The organism is uncultured Aquabacterium sp. (genome assembly GCF_947366995.1).
GTDB lineage: Bacteria > Pseudomonadota > Gammaproteobacteria > Burkholderiales > Burkholderiaceae_C > Aquabacterium.
In genome coordinates, this window is sequence record NZ_CANBCC010000007.1 from 24,996 (window position 1) to 49,300 (window position 24,305).

The following is a 24,305-nucleotide window of genomic DNA, read 5'->3' on the forward strand; positions in this document are numbered from 1 at the left end:
ATCCACATGAAGGGTGCTTCCCATCCGACGAACGACGTGACGCTGGCCGAGTCGGCCTCGCCGTCGATTCTTGACGTCATCGCCCACGTTGACACCAGCCGCCGCCAGTTCATCGTCAAGAGCGGCATGGGCGCCACCGCGCTGGCTTCGGCCGGCGGCCTGACCCTGGGCGGCCTGGTGTCGTCGGTACAGGCAGCCCCGGTACCGGCCAGCGTTGGCTTCCCGGGCATCGGCTTTGAATCGGTGCCGGCCAACACCCGCGCGGCCAACATGGCCCAGGGCGGCGTGGCCACCTCGGTGATCGACCGCATCACCGTGCCGGCGGGCTACAGCGCCCAGGTGTTCGTGGCCTGGGGCGACCCGATCATGCCCGGCGGCACCGCCTTCGCCGGTGACGCCCGCGAAACCGCCGCCCAGCAGCTCAAGCAGTTCGGCATGCACAACGACGGCATGCACTTCTTCCCGTTCACCGGCCCCAACGGCCTGCCTTCGAGCGATCGCGGCGTGCTGTGCGTGAACAACGAGTACACACACGAAGAAGTGCTGTTCCCCGACGGCCAGGTCGGCACCGGCTACAGCATCGCCAAGACCCGCAAATCGCAGGCCGCACACGGCGTGTCGGTGCTGGAAGCCCGCCGCGTGAACGGCAAGTGGAGCGTGGTGAAGAACTCGCCCTACGGCCGTCGCATCACCGCCAACACCAAGGCCCGCGTTTCGGGCCCGGCCGCCGGCCACCCGCTGATGCGCAGCAAGGAGTTCACGATCACCGATGGCGCCTCGGTGCCCACCGGCCGCATGCTGGACGGCTTCACGGCCTACGGCACGATCAACAACTGCGCCCACGGCATCACCCCGTGGGGCACCTACCTGACCTGTGAAGAGAACTGGAACGGCAACTTCGGCAGCACCACGGCCGTGGACACCAGCGCCACCACCGAGATCGGTAAGCTGAACCGCCGCTATGGCGTGAGCGCCGCCGGCTTCGGCTACCGTTGGCACGAGACCGACCCGCGCTTCGACGTCAACACCAACCCGAACGAGCCGCACCTGTTCGGCTGGGTGGTCGAGATCGATCCGTTCAACCCGACCGCCGCGCCCGTGAAGCGCACCGGCCTGGGCCGCTTCAAGCACGAGAGCGCCCAGTACGTGGTGGACGCCGACAACAACGTTGCCTTCTACATGGGTGACGACGAGCGCAACGAGTACATCTACAAGTTCGTGTGCGCGGGCAAGTTCAACCCGACGAACAAGGCCGCCAACCGCGACCTGCTGGACAGCGGCACGCTGTACGTGGCGCGCTTCGACAGCGACCTGAACGGCCAGTGGCTGGCCCTGACGCCCGACACCCTGGGCGTGGACGGCAAGGCCTTGCGCGACAACCCCAACTTCGCGGGCGCCAACGACGCCGAAGTGCAGGCCAAGATCCTGATCAAGACCCGCATGGCCGCCGATGCCGTGGGCGCCACGATGATGGACCGACCCGAGTGGACGGGCGCCCGTCCGCGCATCAACGGCTTCCAGGAAGTCGAGGTGTATTGCACGCTGACGAACAACAACCGTCGCGGCACCAACACCGCCTCGGTCAACGCCGCCGATGGCTCGACGGCCGCCGCCTCGGCCCGCCCGCCGGTGGACGCCGCCAACCCGCGCGCCGACAACGTCTACGGCCACATCATCCGCTGGCGCGAAGCCGGCCGCACCGTGCGCGCCACCCGCTTCAACTGGGACCTGTTCGCCCAGGCCGGCGACACGCAGACCACCAAGTCGAATGCCGCCAACTACGTCGGCAACATCGTCGACACCCCCAACGGCAGCGCCGACTACGGTGCACCGGACGGCCTGTGGTTCGACCCGTTCGGCCGCCTGTGGGTGCAGACCGACCAGATCGGCGATGGCTCGGGCGACTTCGCCCACATCGGCGGCAACATGATGGTGTGCTGTGACCCGAACACCGGCGAGACCCGCCGCTTCCTGACGGGCCCGAACAAGTGCGAAGTGACCGGCGTGACCATGACCCCGGACGGCAAGACCCTGTTCGTGGGCGTTCAGCACCCGGGCGAAGACAGCACCGCAGCCAACCCGACGCAGTTCTCGAACTGGCCGCAGAACCAGTGGACGGTCGAGGCCGATGGCGTGACCCCGCTGCCCGCTGGCCGCCCGCGTTCGTCCGTGGTGGTCATCACCAAGGACGACGGCGGCGTGATCGGCTCGTGATCCCTCCCTTGCACATCAACCGGAGTTTGCACATGACTTCCAAACTGCTTGCTGCGGCCGCCCTGCTGGCCGCCTCCCTGTCGACGCACGCTGCGTCCATCGTCGCCCCCACCGCCACGTTCGCCGGCACCGTGATCACGTTCAACGAGTTCGACGGCCTGGTGACCGCCGGCGCGCTGGACCTGGGCCACGGCGTGACGCTGACGGCCACGCCGAACGTGGTGGTCGGCCAGAACGCCTTCGACCTGGGCGACAACGGCCTGTGGACGGGCTTCGCGAGCACCCCCGACCACGACGGTCACTTCGTGTCGACCGCTTTCACCACCCCGCGTGGCGAAGTGGGCTTCAGCTTCGCCGCCCCGGTGTCGTCGGTGGGCGCCTTCGTGAACCAGTTCCAGGGCTATGGCAAGACCAACAACAGCATGCTGGTGGTGGCCTATGACATGGACGGCAACACCCTCGAGAGCTTCAGCGTCTCGCCCAACACCGCGGCCGATGGCTACGACGAAGGCGTGTTCGTGGGCTTCCACCGCGCCCAGGCCGACATCTACGGCTTTGGCCTGGTCAACGGCAGCTTCGTGGTCGACAACCTGACCATCGCGGCCGTGCCCGAGCCCACCACCACCGCGCTGGCCCTGGCCGGCCTGGGCGTGGCCGGTCTGGTCGCGCGCCGTCGTCGCACGGCTTGAACGGCCAGCAGGCTCATTCTCTGAGCCTGCCCTGACGTGACAAGGGGCCTGCTTGCAGGCCCCTTTCCTTTTGCGCGTCAGGACAACGTCAGCCCAGACGCAGCACCTTGGCCACAGACGGTACACCCGCGCTGTTGAACACGAACAGCATGTAGTACCCCGGTGGCGCCAGGTTCGGGTCGGACGGCATCGTCACGTTGACCGTCGTGCCGCTGGTGGTGTGCGAAACCGGCACGAGGCGCTGATCGAAATCCACCGTGTGGGTGGCCGAGCCGGTGCGCACGAGCGTGACCTTGCTGACGCCCGTGACGTTGGTGCCGACGGTCAGCGTGCTGCCGAAGGCCGCGGTGGCCGGCATGGCGGTGATGACCGGGCGCACGGCCAGGCGGCCACTGGTGTTGCGCTCGAACAGGTAGGGTGGGCTGTAGACCTCGGCATTGAGGTTGGTCTGCGGGCCCGGCGCGCCGCCGCCACCGGTGAGTACCCGCCCGTCGGGCAGCAGCATCGACACCGAGTGATACAGCCGCATGCGCTTGGCCGTGGCAGCCGTGGCCCACGCACGGGTGTCCGGGTTCCAGATCTTGGCGGCGTAGGCCACGCCCCAGGCCACGTTGGACACGAACGAGCCGCCGCTGACGAGCACCTTGCCGTCGGCCATCACCGTGGCCGAGCCATGGAAGCGGTCCTGGCCCACCCCGCGCAGGCTGGTCGCCTTCGGCGTGGCGGCGGTGAGGTCGATGTCGACCGCCTTGTTCAAGGTGCGGAGCGACAGGATGCGCCCCGGCCGGTACATCACCGCAGGCAGGTAGTAATCGGTGGCCGACAGCGTGAGCGGCGTGCGGCCGACCGAGCCGGTGCCGGCCGCGCTGAGGAAGAACGTGCCACCCCAGATGGTGTCGACGAACACCTTGCCGTTGGGCGCCTGCCAAGCCCGCGGGTAGCTCCAGTTGCGGGCGCCATAGGCGTCGTCGCTCACGGCGGTGCTGAGGGTGCGCCAGCCGCGGCCCTCGGTGTAGACCTCGGGCGTGGGCACGGGGGTGTTCGGGTCGGCCCGGCCGCCCAGCACCAGCACCTCGCCCTGTGCGGTGGTCAGCACCGTGGGATACCAGCGCAGAAAGGCCATGGGCTGGTTGGCCGAGTACAGGGTCGTGCGGGCCGGGTCGAACAGGTTGACATCGTTGACCGAGTAGTTGCGCACGCCGTTGACGGTCTTGTCGCCCCCGGTCAGCAGCACCGCGCCGCTGTACGGCAGCACCGACTGGCCGCTGCAGAAGGTGTCCGTGCCGGTGGTGTTGGGCAGCGTCAGGTGCGAGGCGGCGTCCGTGCCCTTGGCAGGGTCCCACACGTCGTAGATGAACTGGCCCGTCTGGTTGCCCTTGCCGTCGGTGCCGTAGCTCAACACCCGGCCATCCGGCAACAGAACCACGTGGATCGGGATGAGCGGCCAGTTCACGACCGGGTCGAAGCGGCCTTTGAGATAGGCGTCGTCGGCGTGGGCGCCCCCGGCGACGCTCGCCGCCGCCAGCGCCACGGCCAGCAGACGGTGCGCAGGGCGCGAAGTGCGACGAAAGACGGCTGAGGCTGCAGGCATGACGTGATTTCTCCCTTGGTTTTCCGATTTGCAACCCATGGTAGGGAGGCGAACGTGTCTTCACCACCGTCACGCCCTGTTGCACTGCCCGTCTGTGGGGGGCGTTCCCCTCACCCAGGGGAAGGAAACGCGACCAACCGATTCCGCGTTAAACCCGCGGCAAACCGAAAAATGCACGGTGAGGGGGGGCTTCCTGATCGGCTCAAGGGAATTGCACCCGTGTCACGATGGGGCGAAGTACGCTATGCTGCAGTGCACCAATTGAATCGCCCGGTGCCTGATGCGTCTCACAAAGATGCGCCGCCATCGACCAGAGGTAAGACCATGCTCTATCAGATCTACGAAACCCAGCGCGCCTGGATCAGCCCCTTCTCCGAATTCGCGAGCGCGGCGTCCAAGCTGTACAGCCACCCGCTGTCGCTGATGGCCCACTTGCCTGTCGCCCAGCGCGTGGCAGCCGGCTTCGATCTGGTGCACCGCCTGACCAAGGAATACGAGAAGCCCGAGTTCAACATCAACAAGGTGAACGTGCACGGCACCGATGTCGTGATCCAGGAGCAGGTGGTCGAGGCCAAGCCCTTCTGCCGCCTGCTGCGCTTCAAGCGTTTCACCGACAACGGCGCCCTGCTCGAGAAGCTGCGCGCCCAGCCTTCCGTGCTGGTAGTCGCGCCGCTTTCAGGCCACCACAGCACGCTGCTGCGCGACACGGTGCGCACGCTGCTGCAGGATCACAAGGTCTACATCACCGACTGGGTGGACGCCCGCATGGTGCCGATGGAAAGCGGCGAGTTCCACCTCGATGACTACATCAACTACGTGCAGGAGTTCATCCGCAAGATCGGGCCGGACGTGCACGTGATTTCGGTGTGCCAGCCGACCGTGCCCGTGCTGGCCGCCATTTCGCTGATGGCCAGCCGCGGTGAGACCACCCCGCGCACCATGACGATGATGGGTGGCCCGATCGACGCCCGCAAGTCGCCGACCGCGGTGAACAACCTGGCGATGAACAAGTCGTTCGAATGGTTCGAGAACAACGTGATCTACCGCGTGCCTCAGAACTACCCGGGCGCCGGCCGCCGCGTGTACCCGGGCTTCATGCAGCACACCGGCTTCGTGGCCATGAACCCCGACCGCCACGCCAACTCGCACTACGACTACTTTCTGGACCTGGTGCGTGGTGACGAAGAAAGCGCCGACGCGCACCGTGCCTTCTACGACGAGTACAACGCCGTGCTCGACATGCCGGCCGAGTACTACCTCGACACCATCAAGACGGTGTTCCAGGACTTTGCGCTGGTGAACGGCACGTGGATGGTGCGCAACCCGCAGGGCGTGCCCGAACTCGTCAAGCCGGCCGACATCAAGACCACGGCGCTGCTGACGGTGGAAGGCGAGCTGGACGACATCTCGGGCGCCGGCCAGACCCGCGCCGCGCACGAGCTGTGCACCGGCATCCCGTCCAGCAACCAGAAGCACTACGACGTGATTGGCGCCGGCCACTACGGCATCTTCTCGGGTCGCCGCTGGCGCGAGATGGCCTATCCGGAGATCCGCAGCTTCATCCTGGCCCACAACAAGTGAGGCCGGACGCCGCCGCCGACGCGCGGCGGTGGCCAGGGGCTGTAGACTGCGGCGCCACCATGGATGCCGACCGGATCAACGCCCTGTTGCCGCAGACGCAATGCACGCGCTGCGGCTACCCTGACTGTGCCAGTTACGCCCGGGCCATTGCCGCGGGCGAGGCCGACATCAACCAGTGCCCGCCCGGCGGGGCAGAGGGCGTGGCCCGACTGGCTGCGGCCACCGGCTTGCCGGCCAAGCCGCTGAACCCGGTGCACGGTGAAGAAGGCCCGCTGCGGCTGGCCGTCATCGACGAGGACTGGTGCATCGGCTGCACGCTGTGCATCAAGGCCTGCCCGGTCGATGCCGTGATCGGCACGAACAAGCACCTGCACACCGTGATCGAGGCCGACTGCACCGGCTGCGAGCTGTGCATTCCGGTGTGCCCGGTCGACTGCATCAGCCTGGAGCCTGCACACCCCGCCCCCGAACCCACTGGCTGGGCCGCCTGGACACCGCAGCAGGCCGACGCGGCGCGCACCCGGTATGAGCGGCGCACGGTGCGACTGCAACGAGAGAAGGTCGAGCACGATGCGCGGATGCTTGCCAAGGCGGAGCACAAGCTCGCCCATCTGGCCGAGGAGTCGCGCCTGACCGACCCGGTGGTGCTCGACACCAAACGTGCCGCGATCGAAGCGGCCCTGGCTCGCGCCCGGGCCCGCCGACAGGGGAACTGACCCCCGGACTGCAGGGTCGGACGCACGCCGCGTCCGGAATCCGGTGTGGATGGCGTGTGCCGTCACGCACCATGAGCCGAACGGACCACATCAAGGGCGACCGTGCCCCATGGCGGTGCCACAGTGCCCCGCCAGACTTCAGCCACTTTCCGTGCTGAGGTACAAGATGTTCCGTATTCCCTCCCTGCCCTGCTCCCCCCAGCGGCCCTTGAGCGCCGCAATTCTGCTCGGCCTGGCCGGCCTGGCTCACGCCTCGTCCAGCGGCCTGGTCATCAGCCAGGTGTACGGCGGTGGCGCAGCCACCAGCGGCACCCCCACCTTCCGCAACGACTACGTCGAGCTGTTCAACGCCGGCACCGCGCCCGTCAGCCTGGCCGGCCTGTCGCTGCAGTACGCCTCGGCCACCGGCACGGGCACCTTTGCCTCCAACAGCGTGCTGGCCCTGCCCGCCGTGTCGGTGCAACCCGGCCAGTACTACCTGGTCAGCCTGCCCACCAGCAGCACCCTGGGCGCCCCGCTGCCCGTGGCGGCGGACTTCTCGCCCACCAGCGGGCCGAACTTCAGCGCCTCGGGCGGCAAGGTGGCGCTGGTCAACAGCGCCAGCGGTCTGGCCTGCAACGGCGGCAGCGCCGCATGCAGCGCCGCCCAGCTGGCCCTGATCGAAGACCTGGTGGGCTATGGCTCGGCGAACTTCTACGAAGGCAGTGCCGCAGCCCCGTCGGCCAGCACCACCCTGGCGGTGCTGCGCGCCAACGATGGCTGCACCGACACCAACGCCAACGCCAGCGACTTCGCCACCGGCACGCCACAGCCCCGCCACAGCGGGAGCGCACTGAAGACCTGCAGCGGCGGCAGCACCGGCGGAGGGACAGGCGGTGGCACGGGCTCCGATTCCCAGTCGGTCACGATCCCGCAGATCCAGGGCAACGGCGCCACCAGCCCGCTGGTGGGCAAGAAGGTCAGCACGCGCGGCGTGGTCACCAAGCTGCTGAACAACGGCTTCTACCTGCAGGACCCGACCGGTGACGGGCTGCCCGACACCTCGGACGGCATCTTCGTGTTCACCAGCTCGGCGCCCACCGTGACCGCGGGCCAGGCCATCACGCTGACCGGCACCGTGGCCGAGTTCAACACCGGCGCAGCCGGCAACCCGGCCACCGCCACCCGCACGGTCACGCAGCTCACGAGCCCCTCGGCCATCACCGTGGTCGGCGAGAACCAGCAGGTCATGCCCACGGTGCTGACCCTGCCGGCCACCAGCGCCCAGCTCGAGGCCCACGAGGGCATGCTGGTCACGATCGACACGCAGCTCACGGCCTCGCAGAACTACTTCCAGGGCCGCTTTGGTCAGGTCACGCTGTCGGCCCAGGGCCGCTTGATCAAGCCCACGAACGTGCACCGCCCCGGCTCGGCCGACGCCCTGGCCATGGCCGCCAGCAACGCCCAGCGCCAGATCCTGCTGGACGACGGCACCAGTGCGCAGAACCCGGTGAAGACGCCCTACATCGGCGCCGACAACACGCTGCGCGCCGGCGACACGGTGGACAGCCTGACCGGCGTCATCGACTTCGGCTTGGCCACCAGCAGCAACACCGGCCTGGCCAGCTACAAGATCCACCCGACGCAGCCGGTGAACTTTACCCGTGCCAATGTGCGCACCACCGCCCCCGCTGCCGTGGGTGGCAACGTGAAGGTGGCCAGCTTCAACGTACTGAACTACTTCACCACCTTCACCAATGGCCAGACAGCATCCGGCCAGACCGGCCAGGGCTGTACGCTGGGCGGCGCGGTGTCGGCCAGCAACTGCCGCGGCGCAGACAACCTCGACGAGTTCCTGCGCCAGCGCACCAAGATCGTGAAGGCACTGGCCGCGCTGAACGCCGACGTGGTGGGCCTGATGGAGATCCAGAACAACGGCAACACCGCCGTGCAGAACCTGGTCGATGCGTTGAACGCCGAAGTGGGCGCCAACACCTACGCCAGCATCGCCCTGCCCACCGCGGGCACCGGCACCGACGCCATCCGTCTGGCCATGATCTACAAGCCCGCCGCCGTGACGCCCGCTGGCGCCCCTCTGAGCGACACCCACGAAGTCAACAGCCGCCCCACGCTGGCTCAGACCTTCGCCGCCCCCAATGGCGAGAAGTTCAGCGTGCTGGTCAATCACTTCAAGTCCAAGGGCAGCTGCCCGTCTTCCAGTGATGCCGACAACGCCGATGCTGGCGACGGCCAAGGCTGCTGGAACGGCAAGCGCGTGGAACAGGCCAGCCGCCTGCTCGCCTTCATGCAGACCGTGACCGCCACGGCCGGTGACAACGATGTGGTCGTGATCGGCGACCTCAACGCCTACGGCAAGGAAGACCCCGTGGAGGTGCTGACCGCCGCCGGTCTGGTCAACCTCAGCGAGGCCTTCGAGGGCAGCCAGCATTACTCGTACGTGTTCGATGGCGAAGCCGGCTCGCTCGACCACGCCCTGTCGAACGCTGCCCACCTCGTCAGCGGTGTGGCCCACTGGCACATCAACGCCGACGAGCCCAGCATCATCGACTACGAGCGCAACTTCAAGCGCCCGAGCGCCACGGCCGGCTGCTACGTCAGCACCGAAACGAGCTGCAGCGTCGACCTCTACAGCGCCACGCCGTACCGCTCGTCGGACCACGACCCGGTGCTCATCGGGCTCAACCTGATCAAGGCCATCAACGGCAGCACCCGCGGTGACACGCTGGTGGGCACGGCCGGCGATGACCGCCTGACCGGCGGCGAAGGCGCCGACCTGCTGACCGGCGGTGCCGGCCGCGACGTGTTCGCCTACGCCAGCCTGCGTGACGCGCTCGACACCATCTCGGACTTCACCCCGGGCACCGACCGCATCGACCTGAGTACCCTGCTCGCCGCCATCGGCGCTGCAGGCACGGACGCCGTGGCCAGTGGCCGCGTGCAGATCGTGGACACCGCATCGGGTGCCCAGATCCGCATCGACACCGACGGCCCGGCCGGCTCCGCCGCCCCGCGGGCCCTGGTCACGCTGCGCGGCGTGACCGCCGGCCAGATCGTGCCCGCCCGCGACCTGATCCAGTGAAGCCTCTTCCCGAACTGACCCGACCTGCCCCAGGCACCCACACCATGCAAAACACTCCCTTCCTGCGCGCCCTCGTGGCCTCCGCTGCCCTCGCCCTTGTCACCCCGGCCATGGCCGCCCCCGTCGGCGGCGTGCTGACGCTCGGCGACGTGGCCCAGGCCTCTGCCCTCGGCTCCATCGACCTCGGCGGCCCTGCCCTGCTGCTCGGCACGGCCAGCACGCTGTATGAAGACGACGCCCCGCTGACCGCCGGCGCCCTGAACCTCAGCGGCACGGCCGCCGCCGACGTGGCCACCCTGACTCACGACATGGGCCTGCCCGGCGATGCGTTCGACGACATGGACAACGCGGCATACGCCTACGAGGGCGCGGCCGCCTTCGCCAACGTCGACGTGCGCGCTGGCGACACATTGCACTTTGACTGGCGCCTGTTCGGCCAGCTGGCCACGGGCCCGCTGCCCACGTTCGACGCCGCCTGGCTGGTGATCGGCCAAGACATCGTCCGTCTGGGCGATACCTCGGCGGCCGGCACCCTGCAGGGTGACTGGCTGGACTTCGGCCTGCGGCACGTCAGCCACACCTTCACACAGGCCGGCTCGGTGCGCATCGGCGTCGTCCTCACCGACGTCAACAGCTTCGACGGCACCAGCGTGCTGGCTGTGCAGAACCTGGCCCTGACCCCGGCCGTGCCCGAACCGGAAAGCGTCGCCCTGCTGCTGGCCGGCCTGGGCGTGGTGGCGGGCGCACGTCGGCGCCGTCAAGCCGGCCAATAAGCCGAGAGGCAGCCGGGTTTACGCAGGTTTACCCGGGGTCGCGGGTCATTCCGCTGTCATTGCTGGCCCGCAATATGCATGCTATCGGGGTGGGCGGCCTCTGCGCCGTCGCCCGCACGAAGTGGAGTGAACCCATGCGCGCCTTGATGAACCTTGCGATTGAACCTGCCCTGCGCCTCTTCGAGGTGTCGACCCTTGTGGTCATCAACCCCTCTCACCAGGCCGTGAAACGCGTGCTGAAGGTGATGGCGGACACGCCCATGGGCGCGATCCAGATCGTGCGGGACCGCTACCCCCGCTCGCGCAGCCACCAGGTCCTGTCCTGCGGGCCGCTGGCCATGGTCGCCTACTGAACCGGGTCCGGCTGGCAAAACCTGCAGCCAGTTTGACCGGCTCCATCCTGTGTGGCGCCCATCCGGTGCATCATGATGGCCGGTTGCGGGCCTGGGGGCCCGCCAGGAAGGAACCTTGTCCGTGCACACCTCACTCGATTCCGCTTCCCTGTTCACCCGCTGGCGCCGCCCGGCATTCGCCCTCGCCGCAGGGGCGCTGGCACTGCAGCTCAGCGGCTGCGGCTACAACGACTTTCAGCGCCTGGACGAACAGAGCAAGGCCGCCTGGTCCGAAGTGCTCAACCAGTACCAGCGCCGCTCCGACCTCATTCCCAACGTGGTGGCCACCGTCAAGGGCGAGGCCAACTTCGAGCAGGAAACGCTGACCAAAGTGGTCGAGGCCCGTGCCAAGGCCACCAGCATCCAGGCCACCCCCGAGCTCATCAACAACCCCGAGGCCTTCAGCAAGTTCCAGCAGGCCCAGGGCGAGCTGTCCGGCGCGCTGTCGCGCCTGCTGGTCGTCACCGAGAACTACCCCAATCTGAAAGCCAACCAGGGCTTTCAGGATCTGCGCGTGCAGCTTGAAGGCACCGAGAACCGCATCACCGTGGCCCGTAACCGCTACATCCAGACGGTGCAGGAGTACAACGTGCTGGCGCGCAGCTTTCCCACCAACCTGACGGCCAAGGTCTTCGGCTACGACGCCAAGCCGCCCATGCCGGTGCCCAACGAGGCCCAGATCACCACGCCGCCCAAGGTCGACTTCGGCACCAAGTGAGCCGTGCCATGCAAGCCCTCGTACGGAACGGGCTGAGCACCGCCACCCTCGTGGTCGGCCTGCTGACCGGTGCCGTCCAGGCAGCGCCTGCGGCCTCCGCGCCGGCGAGTGCCCTGCCGGAGATCACGGTGCACGGCGCCGACCTGCCGCCCACTACAACGCCCGCCCGCGTGGGGAAGGATGGGCTGCAGGCCGTGCCCGCGCTGACGGCGCCCGTGATCGACGAGACCGGCACGCTGAGCGCCACCGAGCTGGCCGGGCTGACCGACAAGCTGCTGCAATTCGAGCGCGAGCGGGGCACCCAGATGGCGGTGCTGGTCGTGGCCACCACCCACCCGGAAGACATCGCCGCGTACGCGCATCGTGTGGCCGATCAATGGAAGATCGGGCGGCGCGAAGTGGGCGACGGCCTGCTGCTCGTGGTGGCGAAGAACGACCGCACCGTGCGCATCGAGGTGGCGCGCGCCCTTGAAGGGGCCGTGCCCGATCTGGCCGCCTATCGCATCATCGACGGGGTGATCGTGCCGGCCTTCCGCGCGGGCGACTTTGCCGGCGGGCTGACGCAAGCCGTGGAGCACCTGCAAGCCCGCGTGCGTGGCGAGAACCTGCCCCTGCCCGAAGCCCGCACGTCGACGCAGAACGAGCGGGTCGACATCAACATGCTGGTGGTGTTCGGCCTGTTCATCGTGCCTTTCGTAAGCGGCGTGCTGCGCGCCCTGCTGGGCAAGACGCTCGGCACGCTGGCCACGGGCGGTGTGGGGGGTGCTCTGGTGTGGCTCGTGACCGGCAGCCTGCTGCTCGGCCTGGTCGGGGTGGTGCTCGCCATGATGCTGGGTGTTGCCTTCTCCAGTGGTCGCGGCATGCGCGGCGGCTGGCCTGGCGGTGGCTGGGGCGGCGGTGGAGGCGGCTGGTCTGGTGGTGGAGGCGGCGGAGGCTGGTCTTCCGGCGGCGGCGGCAGCTTTGGCGGCGGCGGCGCGTCGGGACGCTGGTAAGCCCGCTGTGCCGGTACCTTGCAAATCCTTCCAGCCCCTTCTGCCATGACGAACACATCACGCCCTGCCCCGCTGCCCTCGCCCCTGGCCCGCTGGTGGGGCCACGCTTGGCTCGATGCCCGCAGCGTGAAACGCCGCCTTCCGCCCGCCGCCGTGCAGCGACTCGAAGCCGCGGTGCGCGAGAGCGAAAGCCGCCACCGTGGCGAACTGCGGCTATGCATTGAAGGCGGGCTGGGGCCGATGCGCCCGGGTCGCGCGGTGTCACCCCGCGCACGGGCCATCGAGCTGTTCAGCCTGTTGCGGGTGTGGGACACCGCGCAGAACAACGGCGTGCTGATCTACCTGCTGCTGGCCGAGCACCGCATTGAGGTACTGGCCGACCGCGGCCTGGCCGACAAGGTGCCGCCCGAGACCTGGAGCACCCTGGCAGACAGCCTGGGCCAGGCCCTGCGCGGCGGCCAGTGGGAAGCCGGCCTGCTGCAGGCGGTGAATACCGTGGGCGACCTGCTGCGGGCCCACTACCCGCGCATCGAGGGCGACGCCGACGACAACGAACTGCCGGATGCCGTCGTCATCCTGTGATGTGCACGGCGCAGCAGGCACAATCCGACCCGCCTCTGATCTGTCCCGGCTGCCACGCCGCCCTCCCCGATGACCACGCCCATGAAGCTGGCCGAGATCCAGCCGTTTTTTGCGACCCTGCAGGCCGCCAACCCGCACCCCGAGACCGAGCTGGTCTACAGCACGCCGTTCGAGCTGCTGACCGCGGTGCTGCTGTCGGCACAGGCCACGGACGTGGGCGTCAACAAGGCCACGGCCCGGCTCTTCCCGGTGGCCAACACGCCCCAGGCCATCCTCGATCTGGGCCTCGACGGACTGTGCGAGTACATCCGCACCATCGGGCTGTACAAGAGCAAGGCCAAGCACCTGCTGGAAACCTGCCGGATGCTCATCGAGCAGCATGGCGGCGAGGTGCCCCGCAGCCGCGAAGCCCTCGAAGCCCTGCCCGGCGTGGGCCGCAAGACCGCCAACGTGGTCCTGAACGTGGCCTTCGGCGAGGCCACCATGGCGGTCGACACGCACATCTTCCGGGTGGGCAACCGCACGGGCCTGGCCATTGGCAAGACGCCTCTGGAAGTGGAGCTCAAGCTGCTCAAGCGGGTGCCGGCCGAGTTCATGGTGCATGCGCACCACTGGCTGATCCTGCACGGGCGCTATGTGTGCCAGGCCCGCAAGCCGCGCTGCTGGGAATGCAGCGTGGCCACCTGGTGCCACTACAAGCCCAAGACGCCCGCGCCGGCGAGCGGCCGATAAGGCCGCGGGCCGGCGAAAGCGCAGATCAGGCGCCGTGGCCAGCGTGGGCCGGTGCGCCGCCCGTGCGACGGCGCGACGCCATCACAGCCACACCGAGCAGGCCGACCAGCGCCAGCCCCGAAGCGGACGGTTCCGGCACCGCGGCGGCGAAGGCCGTTCCCATCGCCCGATGCACGGCCGATGTCGGGTGCACGCCGTCGAACAGGAAGTGGCTGTCCGGATTGCTGCAGGCGGTCATACCGGGCGACGCCAACACCCCGGCATAACTGCCGCCCCAGCAGCGCGCGGTCAGCGTGCCGCCGTCGGCCACGAGGTCGGCGCGGTAGGCTCTCAGCGTGGCATTGGTGTCGAAGCGGTGGATGGTGATCCCGCTGAGGCTGGTCTCCAGCTTGTCGAGCGCCATGTCCATGCCCATGTTGAACTTGGCCGTCATCCCGCTGAGCGCCGCCTGCCCCTCGGCCGACTGCTGCTGTGCCACGTAGGTGAACGAGAAATCAGCCAGATCGGGCACGAAGAAGTCCCGGGCGCCGGCCGCATACAGGGTGCCGATGTGACCCGCGATGTTCTTGATCGCCTGGGCGCCAACGGCCTGCAGGGTCTCGCTGCTCACGCCGGGCATAAGGACATCGAGAAAATCATTGCCCCCACCCCACACCATGTAGAGCGAATCGGTCTTCAACGGGCCGCCGGCCGTCTTGATGTAGCTGCTCACCTGGTCGGCCATGCCGGTGTCATTGAGCAGCGGGGTGATGTCCTTGAACTTGCTGCCGGTGCCCGAATAGGCGCCGCCATAGGCGCGGTCGTTCAGCGTCACGCCCAGCGTCGTCGCCAGCACTTCGGCGGCCGTCGGGCCGTTGGTGAAGCGCCCGCCCACATAGGGCGTGATCGGCAGGGGCAGCGGGAAACCGCGTGCCACCAGGGCTTTCTGCGCATTGCCGTTGTCGGACAGGCTGTCGCCGAACACGACCAGCTCGCTGTACGCCTGGGCCGGCGCGGTGGCGAACACGGCGGCCGCGGCCAGGGCCACGGTCGTGCAGACACGCGACAAGGTGAAAAGGGCGGTTGTCATGGGTGCTCCTCCGATTTTCGAACCGTGACAAACCACACACCTTATCAGCCAACGTTCAGCCCGGGCGTCCGCATCGACCCGCACCCACCTGACCGAGCGGGGTGCCTCAACCAGGAGCGGGCAGGCCGGCCATCACGTCGGGGTAGCGCAGCGTCACCCGCAGCTCGGTCTTCAGGCGGGCGTTGCGCAGCTGGCGCGACTCTCCCATGAAGGACAACTGCATGGGGCTGAGCACCGCGGCCGCCTCGGCCCGGCTCAGGCGGGGCGGACGCGGCAGGCCGAACCGGTCGGCCACGAAATCGAAGTAGTCGCCCATGCGCAGGCGGGTGTCGTCGGACACGTGCACCACCCGGCCCGGCCGCGCACGCCACAAGGCCGCCACACAGGCGCGGGCCAGGTCATCGGCGTGGATGTGGTTGGTCCACACATCGTCTTCGGGGCGCAGGACCGGGCTGCCACGGCGCACCCGCTCACGGGGATCGCCCCCCACACGGTCGAGGGCGTAGATGCCGGGGATGCGCAGGATGCAGGCGCGCGTGCCGGCTGCGGCGTGCCGGCGCCCGAAGCCCCGCACGGCGGCCTCGGCGTGCACCCGGCGACGCGCGCGGTCGGTGGTGGGGGCCACGGCGCGCGTCTCGTCGAACTCCGCGCCGCCCGCATCGCCATACACCCCGGTGGTGCTGCCATACACCAACGTGCGCGGTGCCCTACCTCGCGACAGCGCCTGCAACAGACGCATGGTGCGAGGGTCGGAGGGGCCTTGCCCGGGTGGCGGGGCCAGATGCAGCACGCGGTCGACCAGTCCAGCGAGACGGCGCACGGCGCGCGGGTCGTCCAGGTTCACGTGCAGCGGCCGCACGCCGGCAGCGCGCAGCGCAGGCATGCGCGCTGCCTGCGAGGTCAACGCCAGCACGCGCAGGCCCGCCGGCAGCATGGCAGCAGCCCGCTGCCCCACATCGCCAAACCCCACCACCAGCACACGGGTGCGCCGGAACACGGCAGGACGGACAGGAGAAGGAGCACGCATGGCAGTCTGGGCGAGAATCGAGGTTTCGCGATTCTGCCCGGCTCCACCCGGGCTTGTTGTTTGCGTCACCATCGCCATCATGAGCCTGACCGTTTCCATCCAGCCCAGCGGCCGCCAGTTCGACGTCCAGCGTGACGAAACCGTGCTGAGCGGCGCCATCCACGCCGGCATCGGCCTGCCCTACGGGTGCAAGGACGGCGCTTGCGGCTCCTGCAAATGCCGCCTGCTGGAAGGCCGTGTCATCCACGGCGCGCACCAGACCAAAGCTCTCACGCCCGAGGAAGAGAGCCAGGGCTGGATCCTCACCTGCTGCGCCACCCCGCAGACCGATCTGGTGATCGAAGCACGTCAGGTGGTGGGCCTGGGCGACCACCCCGTGGTGAAGATGCCCACGCGCGTCACCAGCCTCACGCGGGCGGCGCCCGATGTGATGGTGCTGCGCCTGCAGCTGCCGGCCAACAACAGCTTCGGCTTCCGCGCAGGCCAGTACATCGAATTCATCCTGAAGGACGGCCAGCGCCGCAGCTATTCGATGGCCAATGCGCCCCACCTGGTGCAGGAAGCCGGCGTCAACGGGATGGAGCTGCACATCCGCCACATGCCCGGCGGCGTGTTCACGGACCACGTGTTCGGCGCCATGAAAGAGAAGGACATCCTGCGCGTCGAAGGCCCGTTCGGCACCTTCTTCCTGCGCGAGGACTCCGAGCGCCCCATCGTGCTGCTCGCCTCGGGCACGGGCTTTGCGCCCATCAAGGCCATCGTCGAGCACATGCGCTTCAAGGGCATCCGCCGCCCCACCGTGCTGTACTGGGGCGCCCGCGCCCGTGCCGACCTCTACCTGCACGACTGGGCCGAACAGCAGGCGGCCGAATGCAGCGACTGGCTGCGCTACGTGCCCGTGCTGTCGGACGCCCGCCCCGAAGATGCCTGGACAGGCCGCACGGGCTTCGTGCACGAGGCCGTGCTGGCCGACCTGCCCGACCTGTCGGCGCATGAGGTGTACGCCTGTGGCGCGCCGGTCATGGTGCACGCTGCCCAGCGCGACTTCACCGCGCGCGCCGGCCTGCCCGCCGAGCACTTCTACGCCGACGCTTTCACGAGTGCCGCCGACAAGCTCGGCGCCTGAGCCACCCGAACCGCTTCACACGAGGAGACCAGATGGCCTACGACACGAACAACGTTTTCGCGAAGATGCTGCGCGGCGAGATCCCGTGCTTCAAGCTCTACGAGGACGAGCACACCCTGGCGTTCATGGACATCATGCCGCAGGCTGAAGGCCACGCGCTGGTGATTCCGAAGGAGGCCGCCACCACGCTGTTCGAACTGTCGGATGAGGCCGCCCAGGCCGTGATGCGCACGGTGCGCCGCATCGGCAATGCGCAGAAGCAGGCGCTGGGCGCCGAGGGCATCGTGCTCATGCAGCTGAACGGCGCCGCGGCCGGTCAGAGCGTGCCGCACTTCCACGTGCACGTCATCCCCGGCTCGATCGCCGACCTGCGCCGCCCGCACGCCACGGTTGCCGGCGACATGGCGCAGATCCAGGCGCTGGGCGAGCGCATCCGCGCGGCCCTCGCCTGATGCGATCCTGGGCGCGTCAGGCGCCCAGGTAGGCGGCCTGCACCTGCGGGTCGCCCAGGAGTTCGGCGGCGGGGCCGCTGAGCGTCATTTCGCCGGATTCGAGCACGTAGGCGCGGTCGGCCATCTCGAGCGCACGGTGGGCGTTCTGCTCGACCAGCAGCACGGTCACGCCCTGCTGCGACACCTCGCGCACCACCTCGAAGATCAGGTCGACCATGATGGGCGACAGGCCCATCGAGGGCTCGTCAAGCAGCAGCAGCTTGGGGCGTGCCAGCAGTGCGCGGCCCATGGCCAGCATCTGCTGTTCACCGCCCGAGAGGGTGCCGGCCAACTGCTTCATCCGCTCCTTCAAGCGCGGGAAGCGGACGTACACGCGCTCGATGTCGGACTCGATGTCCGCGTCCTGGCGCAGGTAGGTGCCCATGCGCAGGTTCTCGTCGATCGTCATGCGGGTGAAGATGCCGCGGCCTTCGGGCACCATCACCAGACCCTGGGCGGGCAAGTCCCACGCGCCCTGCCCCTTGAGGCTGCGGCCCTGGTACAGGATGTCGCCCGCGCTCGGGTGCAGCAGGCCACAGATGGCCTTGAGGGTCGTGGTCTTGCCGGCGCCGTTGGCACCGATCAGGCTCACGAGCTCGCCTTCGTGCAGATCAAGATTCAGACCCTTGACGGCCTGGATCCCGCCATAGGCCACGTGCAGGTCGCGCACGGCCAGCAGCGGCTGGGTGGTGGTCGTCATCGAGACGCTCACAGAAGTGGTCACGGACACAACAGTCGACATCGCGGCCTCACGCAGGCAGGTGGGACTCGCCCAGGTAGGCGGCAATCACCGCGGGATCACGCTGCACGTCGACCGGGGTACCGGAAGCGATGAGCTTGCCCTGGTCGAGCACGGTCACGTGGTCGCACAGGCCCATCACCAGCTTCACGTCGTGCTCGATCAGCAGCACGGCGCGGCCCTGCGCGCGGATCTTCTCGATCAGCTCGCGCAGCTGCACCTTCTCGGTCGCGTTCATGCCGGCGGCGGGCTCGTCGAGTGCCAGCAGCTTGGGCTCGGTGGCCAGCGCGCGGGCAATCTCCAGGCGGCGCTGGTCGCCGTAGCTCAGCGTGCGGGCGGTCTGGTGCGCCTTGCTGTCCAGGCCCACGAAGGCCAGCAGCGCCATGGCATCACGCGTGATCGCGGCTTCCTCGTCGCGGAAGGACTTTGAGCGCAGCACGGCATGCCACCAGCTCACCTTGGTACGCACGTGGCGCCCCACCCGCACGTTGTCGAGCGCGGACATGTCGGCAAACAGGCGGATGTTCTGGAAGGTGCGGGCAATGCCGGCGCGCGCCACCTCGTGCACCGCGGTCGGCTTGTAAGGCTTGCCGTCCAGCTCGAAGCGGCCCTGGTCCGAGGGGATCAGGCCGGTGATCATGTTGAAGAAGGTGGTCTTGCCGGCGCCGTTCGGGCCGATCAGACCGTGCACCTGGCCCTCGGGGATGCTCAGGCCGACGCCCTTGAGCGCCTGCACGCCCCCGAAACGCTTGGCCACGCCCTCGACATTCAGCAGCAAGCGGCTCATGCCTGGCCCTCCTTCAGTGCGGCTTCATCCGGGATCAGGCGATCCTCGTGCGCCGGGGCGGGCCACAGGCCACGCGGGCGAGCCAGCATGATGCCGATCATGGCCACGGCCACCAGCAGCTGGCGCAGGATGGCGGCGTCCAGGCGGCCATCGGTCATGGCCTGGAGCGGACCGGCCACGTGGCGCAGCACTTCGGGCAGCGCGGCCAGCAGGAAGGCGCCCAGGATGACGCCGGGGATGTGGCCCAGGCCACCGAGCACGACCATCGCCACCACCAGGATGGACTCCTGCAGGCTGAACGATTCCGGCGACACAAAGCCCTGGAAGCTGGCGAACAGCACGCCCGAGACACCACCGAAGGTCGCGCCCAGGCCGAAGGCCAGCAGCTTCAGGTTGCGCGTGTTCAGGCCCATGGCCTTGGCCGCCACCTCGTCTTCTCGGATGGCCATCCAGGCGCGGCCCAGACGGGAATCATGCAGCCGCATGCACACGATGACGGCGAGGATCACGATGCCCAGGAAGAGGTAGTAATGCAGCGTGACGGGCGGCAGCGTGAAGCTGCCGATGTGCCAGGGCTCACCCAGGTTGATGGGGCCGACACGGAAGGGCTCGATCGCATTGATGCCCTTGGGGCCGTTGGTGATGTTGACCGGCGCATCCAGGTTGTTCATGAACACGCGGATGATCTCGCCGAAGCCCAGGGTCACGATGGCCAGGTAGTCGCCACGCAGCTTCAGCGTGGGCGCGCCCAGCATCACGCCGGCGAGCGCGGCCAGGCCGGCACCCAGCGGCAGCGCCAGCCAGATGGGCGTGTGCAGCCCATTGGGGAACATGGCGGCTACGGCCGGCAGGTTCTCGGCCAGGTGCGGCGAGGCCAGCAGCGCGAACAGGTAGGCCCCGACCGCCGCAAAGGCGATGTAGCCCAGATCGAGCAGGCCGGCAAAGCCCACCACGATGTTGAGGCCCAGCGCCAGCAGGATGTAGAGCAGCGCGGTGTCGAGGATGCGGACCCAGGCCTCCCCCACGCCCTGCAGCAGCAGGGGCAGGACGGCCAGGGCCACGGCGGCGCCCAGGAAGGGCAGCAGTCGGTTCTTGTTCATGGCGTGGTCCTCAGGGGCGGTCGGCAACGCGTTCACCCAGCAGGCCCTGCGGGCGCAAGGTCAAAACGAGGATCAGCACGGTGAAGGCGAAGATGTCCTGGTAGTTGCTGCCCAGCACGCCGCCGGTGAAGTCGCCGATGTAGCCGGCGCCCATCGATTCGATGATGCCCAGCAGGACGCCGCCCACCATGGCACCACCCAGGTTGCCGATGCCACCGAACACGGCCGCCGTGAAGGCCTTCAGGCCGGGCAGGAAACCCATGGTGTGCTGCACCGAGCCGTAGTTGGCGGCCCACATCACGCCGGCCAGCGCGGCCAGCGCAGCGCCGATGGCGAAGGTGGCGCTGATGACGCGGTCCGGGCGAACGCCCATCAGTTGCGCAACGCGCGGGTTCTCGGCCGTGGCCCGCATGGCGCGGCCCAGCTTCGTGCCGTGGATCAGGGCCATCAGCCCGGCCAGCGTCACTGCAGTGACCACCAGGATCAGGATCTGCACGAGGTTGATCGTCGCGCCCATGAATTCATAGGGCTCGTCGTTCAGCAGAATCGGATACGGCTTGTAGTCCGGCTTCCAGATGATCATCGCGAGCGTTTGAAGCAGCAGCGACATGCCCATGGCAGTGATCAGCGGCGCCAGACGCGGAGCATTGCGCAGCGGCCGGTAGGCAAGCTTTTCGATCGCCATGTTCAGCAGCATGCACACCGCCATCGCAATGACGAGCGACAGCGACAACAGCGCCCAGCCCGGGATGCCGCTGCCCTCCAGAGATGTCACCACCGTCCAGCTCACCAGCGCCCCCACCATGAGCACCTCGCCATGGGCGAAGTTGATGAGGTTGATGATGCCGTACACCATCGTGTAGCCAAGGGCGACGAGGGCATACATGCTGCCCAGCACCAGGCCATTGATCAGTTGTTGAATGAAGATGTCCACGGTGTGAGCGATAGCAAAAAGCCCGCCAGCTTGTGTTTGCACACGGAGCCCAGTGCAGCAGGGGCTCGACCATTCGGATTATCGGATAGCTGTGTGGCCCGGCATCCGGTTCGCCGTACAGATCTACCCGGGGGAGGGTTGATCCACCCCTGAAGATGCAGCGGGCAAATCTCCCGGCATGCGTCGGGGCCCCTGCCCTGGCCGGGAAGGGAGCCATGGGCTTCAATGCCCTGGCCCTCGCGGCCTTTGCAACCCACCAGGAGACGACCCATGGCCCACCCCCACTTCGACCCGGACACCATCGACTGGCAGCCCTTCGGCGATTTCCCTCATTTTTCCTTCGCGATCCAGCACCTTGACCGCGCCAGCCGCATCGCCGACATCCTCTTTCGCTTCAAGGCGGGAGAGCAGATCGTCCTGCACCGGCATCTGGCCCTCAACCACACGTTCGTGGTCGCCGGCGAGCACCGCATCCACGATGCCGATGGCACGCTGCGAGAGCGCCGGCCGACGGGCTCTTACACGGTGAGCCCGCCCAGCCCCACCCCGCACCGGGAGGGAGGTGGCGCGGAAGACGCCATCGTGCTCTTCAGCATGCGGCCCCAACCGGGCGAGCTGCTCTATCAGATCCTGGATGACCAGGAGAACACGGTGGCCGAAGTGACGTTCGAGATGCTGGAGGCGATCGAAGACGCGCGGCGTGCCGCGGCCTGAGCCCGCCGCCTCGTTCAGAACAACGAAGGCAGACGCAGGCTGTCGACCGTCCAGCGCACCAGCTTCTGCTTGAGGCCGGTGTAGGGCGGGAAGAACATCCGGGCCAGCATGATGGGCCCGGACTTGAGCACCGCCCGCTCGTGCGAGAAGGCCTTGAAGCCGAACTCGCCGTGCGCGCTGCCGATGCCCGAATTGTTGACGCCGCCGAACGGCAGGTTGCCGTGCGCGTAGTGCAGCACGCAATGGTTGATGGCCACGCCGCCCGAGCTGGTGCGCTCGATCAGGTCGCGCGTGCGGCGTTTGTCGCGGCTGAAGATGTACAGCGCCAGCGGCTTGGGCTGCGCGTTGATGGTGTTCACCACCTGATCCAGGTCGGTGTAGGTCACCACCGGCAGCACGGGGCCGAAGATCTCTTCCTGCATGATCTCGGCCGACTCGGGCACCTGGTCGATCAGCGTGGGGGCGATGTAGCAGGTGCTGACGTCGACCTCGCCGCCCACCAGCACGCGCGCACCCTTGTCCCTGGCGTCGGTCAGCAGGCTGGCAATGCGCTGGGTGTGACGCTGGTTGATGACGCGGGTCAGGTCGGGGCTCTGGCGAACGGCGTCGGGGGTGCGGCCGAAGCGCTGGGCGACGACGCGGCGGCAGGCCTCGACGAAGTCTTCCTTGATGGACGCGTGCACGAACACATGGTCGGGCGCCACGCAGATCTGGCCGCAGTTGGTGAACTTGCCCCACAGCAGTGTCTCGGCGGAGGCCTGGATGTCGGCGGTTTCGTCGACGATCACGGGCGACTTGCCGCCCAGTTCGAGCGTGACGCTGGTGAGGTGCCGGGCCGCGGCCGTCATCACGACCTTGCCCACCGCCGGCGAACCGGTGAAGAAGATGTGGTCGAAGGGCAGCGCCAGCAGCGCCTGCGAGGTCGGCAGGCTGCCTTCGAACAGCGCCACTTCGTGTGGTTGGAAGACGCTGGCGATCACCTCCGCCATGACGGCGCTGACCGCCGGCGTCATCTCCGACGGCTTGAGGATGACGGTGTTGCCCGCCGCCAGCGCCGAGACCAGGGGCCCGAAGCACAGGTTCAGCGGGAAGTTCCACGGCGCGATGATGAGACAGCGGCCGCGCGGCTGGTACTCGATCCAGGCACTGGTGAAGGCGGTGGTCATGGTGGGCCACACGCGGCGCGGCTGGGCCCACTTTTTCAGGTTGCCGATGGCGTGGCGGATCTCGTCGAGCACCGGCATGAACTCGGTGCCCTCCACTTCGACGACCGGCTTGCGGTAGTCCTTGGCGAACGCTGCGTAGAAATCCTCGCGGCGCGCCAGCATGGCCTCGCGCAGGCGCTTGAGCCGCGCGATGCGCTCGGCAATCGTCGACTGCCGCCAGGCCAGGGCCGTGGCCTGCTGGGATTCAAAGACCCGACGAATCTGCTCCGGATCGGATTCACCGGTTGCAGGATCAACAAGGTGCATCGCAGGGCGGTTCATCGGGGGTCTCCGTCAGGTCAGTCGGCCGGTGGGGCAGCGAGCGCCGCGTCAAGGAGGGCCGCGGTCAGCTCATGAAGGGGACGGTGTTCCGCTTCGGCCCGTTCACGCAGGCGCGTGACCAGGTCCTGAGGCAGCTTCACCGCGAACGGCACCAGGCCCGCAGCCTGGTCGAGCTTGCGTTGTTCACGGCGGTCGGGCACGGCCTGGGCAGCAACACCAAAGCGGCTCGGGGAGCCCGCCTGGCGCATCTGACCCATGATCTTCAGGCCCTTGTTCTTTTCAAGGTCGGTCTTTTTCATGGGCGGACTGTACTGCAGGGGAACACACCGCGCGACAATGGGCACCGCGTGACACCGGTCTCGACCAATGTGAAAACACGCGAACTCACAATCAGCCGCCATTGTGCCCTGATGCCGGCCGCCCGTGGGGTTTCTGCGCGACACCCCGACTCCGTATCTTCCCTGCTCACCATGCCCCCCCTGCAACAGATCACCTTCCCCCTGCGCGGCGACTTCATCACGCTGGACAGCCTGCTCAAGGCCTGCGGCCTGGCCGAGAGCGGCGGCCGCGCCAAGACCATGGTGGCCGAAGGCCTGGTGCAGGTGGACGGACAGGACGAACTGCGCAAGACCGCCAAGATCCGCGCGGGGCAAGTGGTCAGCGTGCACGGCGCACGCATTCGGGTTATCCCCGAGGATCAGGGTCGCTCGCCGGCGGCCTGATTGCTGCGTGTCGCTTCAGGACAGCGCCTGCCGCGCACCTGTACCAGCCT

The 24,305-nt window shown here is 68.2% G+C and carries 24 protein-coding genes; 15 read left to right on the forward strand and 9 right to left on the reverse strand.

What is annotated here, in order from left to right:
* Positions 1–6: 6 nt before the first annotated feature.
* Entirely contained in the window at positions 7–2,214 is a 2,208-nt protein-coding gene (locus tag Q0Z44_RS03645; RefSeq protein ID WP_298010479.1) for a PhoX family phosphatase, read from the forward strand.
* A 32-nt stretch (positions 2,215–2,246) separates the two neighbouring features.
* A complete protein-coding gene (locus Q0Z44_RS03650) occupies positions 2,247–2,903 on the forward strand; it encodes a PEP-CTERM sorting domain-containing protein (protein ID WP_298010482.1) in 657 nt (218 codons plus the stop codon).
* A gap of 88 nt (positions 2,904–2,991) precedes the next feature.
* Here Q0Z44_RS03650 and Q0Z44_RS03655 read toward each other — a convergent pair whose 3' ends face one another.
* On the reverse strand, positions 2,992–4,494 hold the full coding sequence (locus Q0Z44_RS03655; RefSeq protein ID WP_298010485.1) for a galactose oxidase early set domain-containing protein: 1,503 nt from the start codon (positions 4,492–4,494) through the stop codon (positions 2,992–2,994).
* 324 nt (positions 4,495–4,818) lie between these two features.
* Here Q0Z44_RS03655 and phaZ point away from each other — a divergent pair, with 324 nt between their 5' ends.
* The 9 genes from phaZ (at position 4,819) to nth (ending at position 14,059) form a co-directional block, all read left to right on the forward strand.
* Positions 4,819–6,075, forward strand: coding sequence for a polyhydroxyalkanoate depolymerase (phaZ, locus tag Q0Z44_RS03660; protein ID WP_298010488.1), 1,257 nt, complete (start codon positions 4,819–4,821; stop codon positions 6,073–6,075).
* Positions 6,076–6,134: 59 nt separating this feature from the next.
* Positions 6,135–6,791, forward strand: a complete 657-nt coding sequence (gene rsxB / locus Q0Z44_RS03665; RefSeq protein WP_298010490.1) for an electron transport complex subunit RsxB — start codon at positions 6,135–6,137, stop codon at positions 6,789–6,791.
* A 208-nt stretch (positions 6,792–6,999) separates the two neighbouring features.
* Complete coding sequence (locus Q0Z44_RS03670; RefSeq protein WP_298010495.1) at positions 7,000–9,870, forward strand: ExeM/NucH family extracellular endonuclease; 2,871 nt, start codon at positions 7,000–7,002, stop codon at positions 9,868–9,870.
* A 44-nt stretch (positions 9,871–9,914) separates the two neighbouring features.
* Complete coding sequence (locus Q0Z44_RS03675) at positions 9,915–10,643, forward strand: PEP-CTERM sorting domain-containing protein (RefSeq protein ID WP_298010498.1); 729 nt, start codon at positions 9,915–9,917, stop codon at positions 10,641–10,643.
* A gap of 134 nt (positions 10,644–10,777) precedes the next feature.
* Entirely contained in the window at positions 10,778–10,996 is a 219-nt protein-coding gene (locus Q0Z44_RS03680; RefSeq protein ID WP_298010501.1) for a hypothetical protein, read from the forward strand.
* A gap of 196 nt (positions 10,997–11,192) precedes the next feature.
* Positions 11,193–11,753, forward strand: coding sequence for a LemA family protein (locus Q0Z44_RS03685; protein ID WP_298010605.1), 561 nt, complete (start codon positions 11,193–11,195; stop codon positions 11,751–11,753).
* 8 nt (positions 11,754–11,761) lie between these two features.
* Complete coding sequence (locus Q0Z44_RS03690) at positions 11,762–12,745, forward strand: TPM domain-containing protein (RefSeq protein WP_298010503.1); 984 nt, start codon at positions 11,762–11,764, stop codon at positions 12,743–12,745.
* A 45-nt stretch (positions 12,746–12,790) separates the two neighbouring features.
* Positions 12,791–13,327 carry a TPM domain-containing protein gene (locus Q0Z44_RS03695; protein WP_298010506.1) on the forward strand — a complete coding sequence of 179 codons (537 nt, stop codon included), beginning with the start codon at positions 12,791–12,793 and terminating at the stop codon, positions 13,325–13,327.
* Positions 13,328–13,408: 81 nt separating this feature from the next.
* The gene (gene nth / locus Q0Z44_RS03700; RefSeq protein ID WP_298010608.1) at positions 13,409–14,059 is read left to right on the forward strand and encodes an endonuclease III; all 651 of its coding nucleotides are present in this window, start codon (positions 13,409–13,411) and stop codon (positions 14,057–14,059) included.
* A 25-nt stretch (positions 14,060–14,084) separates the two neighbouring features.
* Here nth and Q0Z44_RS03705 read toward each other — a convergent pair whose 3' ends face one another.
* Positions 14,085–15,128 carry an SGNH/GDSL hydrolase family protein gene (locus Q0Z44_RS03705; RefSeq protein WP_298010509.1) on the reverse strand — a complete coding sequence of 348 codons (1,044 nt, stop codon included), beginning with the start codon at positions 15,126–15,128 and terminating at the stop codon, positions 14,085–14,087.
* Between the two features lie 106 nt (positions 15,129–15,234).
* Entirely contained in the window at positions 15,235–16,155 is a 921-nt protein-coding gene (locus tag Q0Z44_RS03710; RefSeq protein ID WP_298010512.1) for an NAD-dependent epimerase/dehydratase family protein, read from the reverse strand.
* Positions 16,156–16,234: 79 nt separating this feature from the next.
* On the opposite strand from Q0Z44_RS03710, the gene Q0Z44_RS03715 reads away from it, so the two are divergent.
* Positions 16,235–17,281: a CDP-6-deoxy-delta-3,4-glucoseen reductase gene (locus tag Q0Z44_RS03715; protein ID WP_298010515.1), complete on the forward strand. Its 1,047-nt coding sequence runs from the start codon at positions 16,235–16,237 to the stop codon at positions 17,279–17,281.
* 32 nt (positions 17,282–17,313) lie between these two features.
* Positions 17,314–17,733: an HIT family protein gene (locus tag Q0Z44_RS03720; protein WP_109035091.1), complete on the forward strand. Its 420-nt coding sequence runs from the start codon at positions 17,314–17,316 to the stop codon at positions 17,731–17,733.
* A gap of 16 nt (positions 17,734–17,749) precedes the next feature.
* On the opposite strand, the gene Q0Z44_RS03725 is transcribed toward Q0Z44_RS03720, so the two are convergent.
* Genes Q0Z44_RS03725 through Q0Z44_RS03740 form a run of 4 tightly spaced genes read right to left on the reverse strand, consistent with a single transcriptional unit; the run spans position 17,750 to position 21,332 of the window.
* Positions 17,750–18,472: an ABC transporter ATP-binding protein gene (locus Q0Z44_RS03725; RefSeq protein ID WP_298010611.1), complete on the reverse strand. Its 723-nt coding sequence runs from the start codon at positions 18,470–18,472 to the stop codon at positions 17,750–17,752.
* Positions 18,473–18,521: 49 nt separating this feature from the next.
* Positions 18,522–19,298 (reverse strand): ABC transporter ATP-binding protein, encoded by a 777-nt coding sequence (locus Q0Z44_RS03730; RefSeq protein ID WP_298010520.1) that lies wholly within the window; start codon positions 19,296–19,298, stop codon positions 18,522–18,524.
* Positions 19,295–20,398 carry an ABC transporter ATP-binding protein gene (locus Q0Z44_RS03735; protein WP_298010523.1) on the reverse strand — a complete coding sequence of 368 codons (1,104 nt, stop codon included), beginning with the start codon at positions 20,396–20,398 and terminating at the stop codon, positions 19,295–19,297. The genes Q0Z44_RS03730 and Q0Z44_RS03735 overlap by 4 nt, the downstream gene beginning before the upstream one ends.
* A gap of 10 nt (positions 20,399–20,408) precedes the next feature.
* The gene (locus Q0Z44_RS03740; RefSeq protein WP_298010526.1) at positions 20,409–21,332 is read right to left on the reverse strand and encodes a branched-chain amino acid ABC transporter permease; all 924 of its coding nucleotides are present in this window, start codon (positions 21,330–21,332) and stop codon (positions 20,409–20,411) included.
* Between the two features lie 270 nt (positions 21,333–21,602).
* On the opposite strand from Q0Z44_RS03740, the gene Q0Z44_RS03745 reads away from it, so the two are divergent.
* Positions 21,603–22,046 (forward strand): regulator, encoded by a 444-nt coding sequence (locus Q0Z44_RS03745; RefSeq protein WP_298010529.1) that lies wholly within the window; start codon positions 21,603–21,605, stop codon positions 22,044–22,046.
* Between the two features lie 14 nt (positions 22,047–22,060).
* Here Q0Z44_RS03745 and Q0Z44_RS03750 read toward each other — a convergent pair whose 3' ends face one another.
* A complete protein-coding gene (locus Q0Z44_RS03750; RefSeq protein ID WP_298010532.1) occupies positions 22,061–23,533 on the reverse strand; it encodes an aldehyde dehydrogenase family protein in 1,473 nt (490 codons plus the stop codon).
* Between the two features lie 17 nt (positions 23,534–23,550).
* Positions 23,551–23,832: a hypothetical protein gene (locus tag Q0Z44_RS03755; protein WP_298010535.1), complete on the reverse strand. Its 282-nt coding sequence runs from the start codon at positions 23,830–23,832 to the stop codon at positions 23,551–23,553.
* A gap of 171 nt (positions 23,833–24,003) precedes the next feature.
* Between Q0Z44_RS03755 and Q0Z44_RS03760 the strand changes: the two genes are divergently transcribed.
* Positions 24,004–24,255 carry an RNA-binding S4 domain-containing protein gene (locus Q0Z44_RS03760; protein WP_298010539.1) on the forward strand — a complete coding sequence of 84 codons (252 nt, stop codon included), beginning with the start codon at positions 24,004–24,006 and terminating at the stop codon, positions 24,253–24,255.
* Positions 24,256–24,305 lie beyond the last annotated feature (50 nt).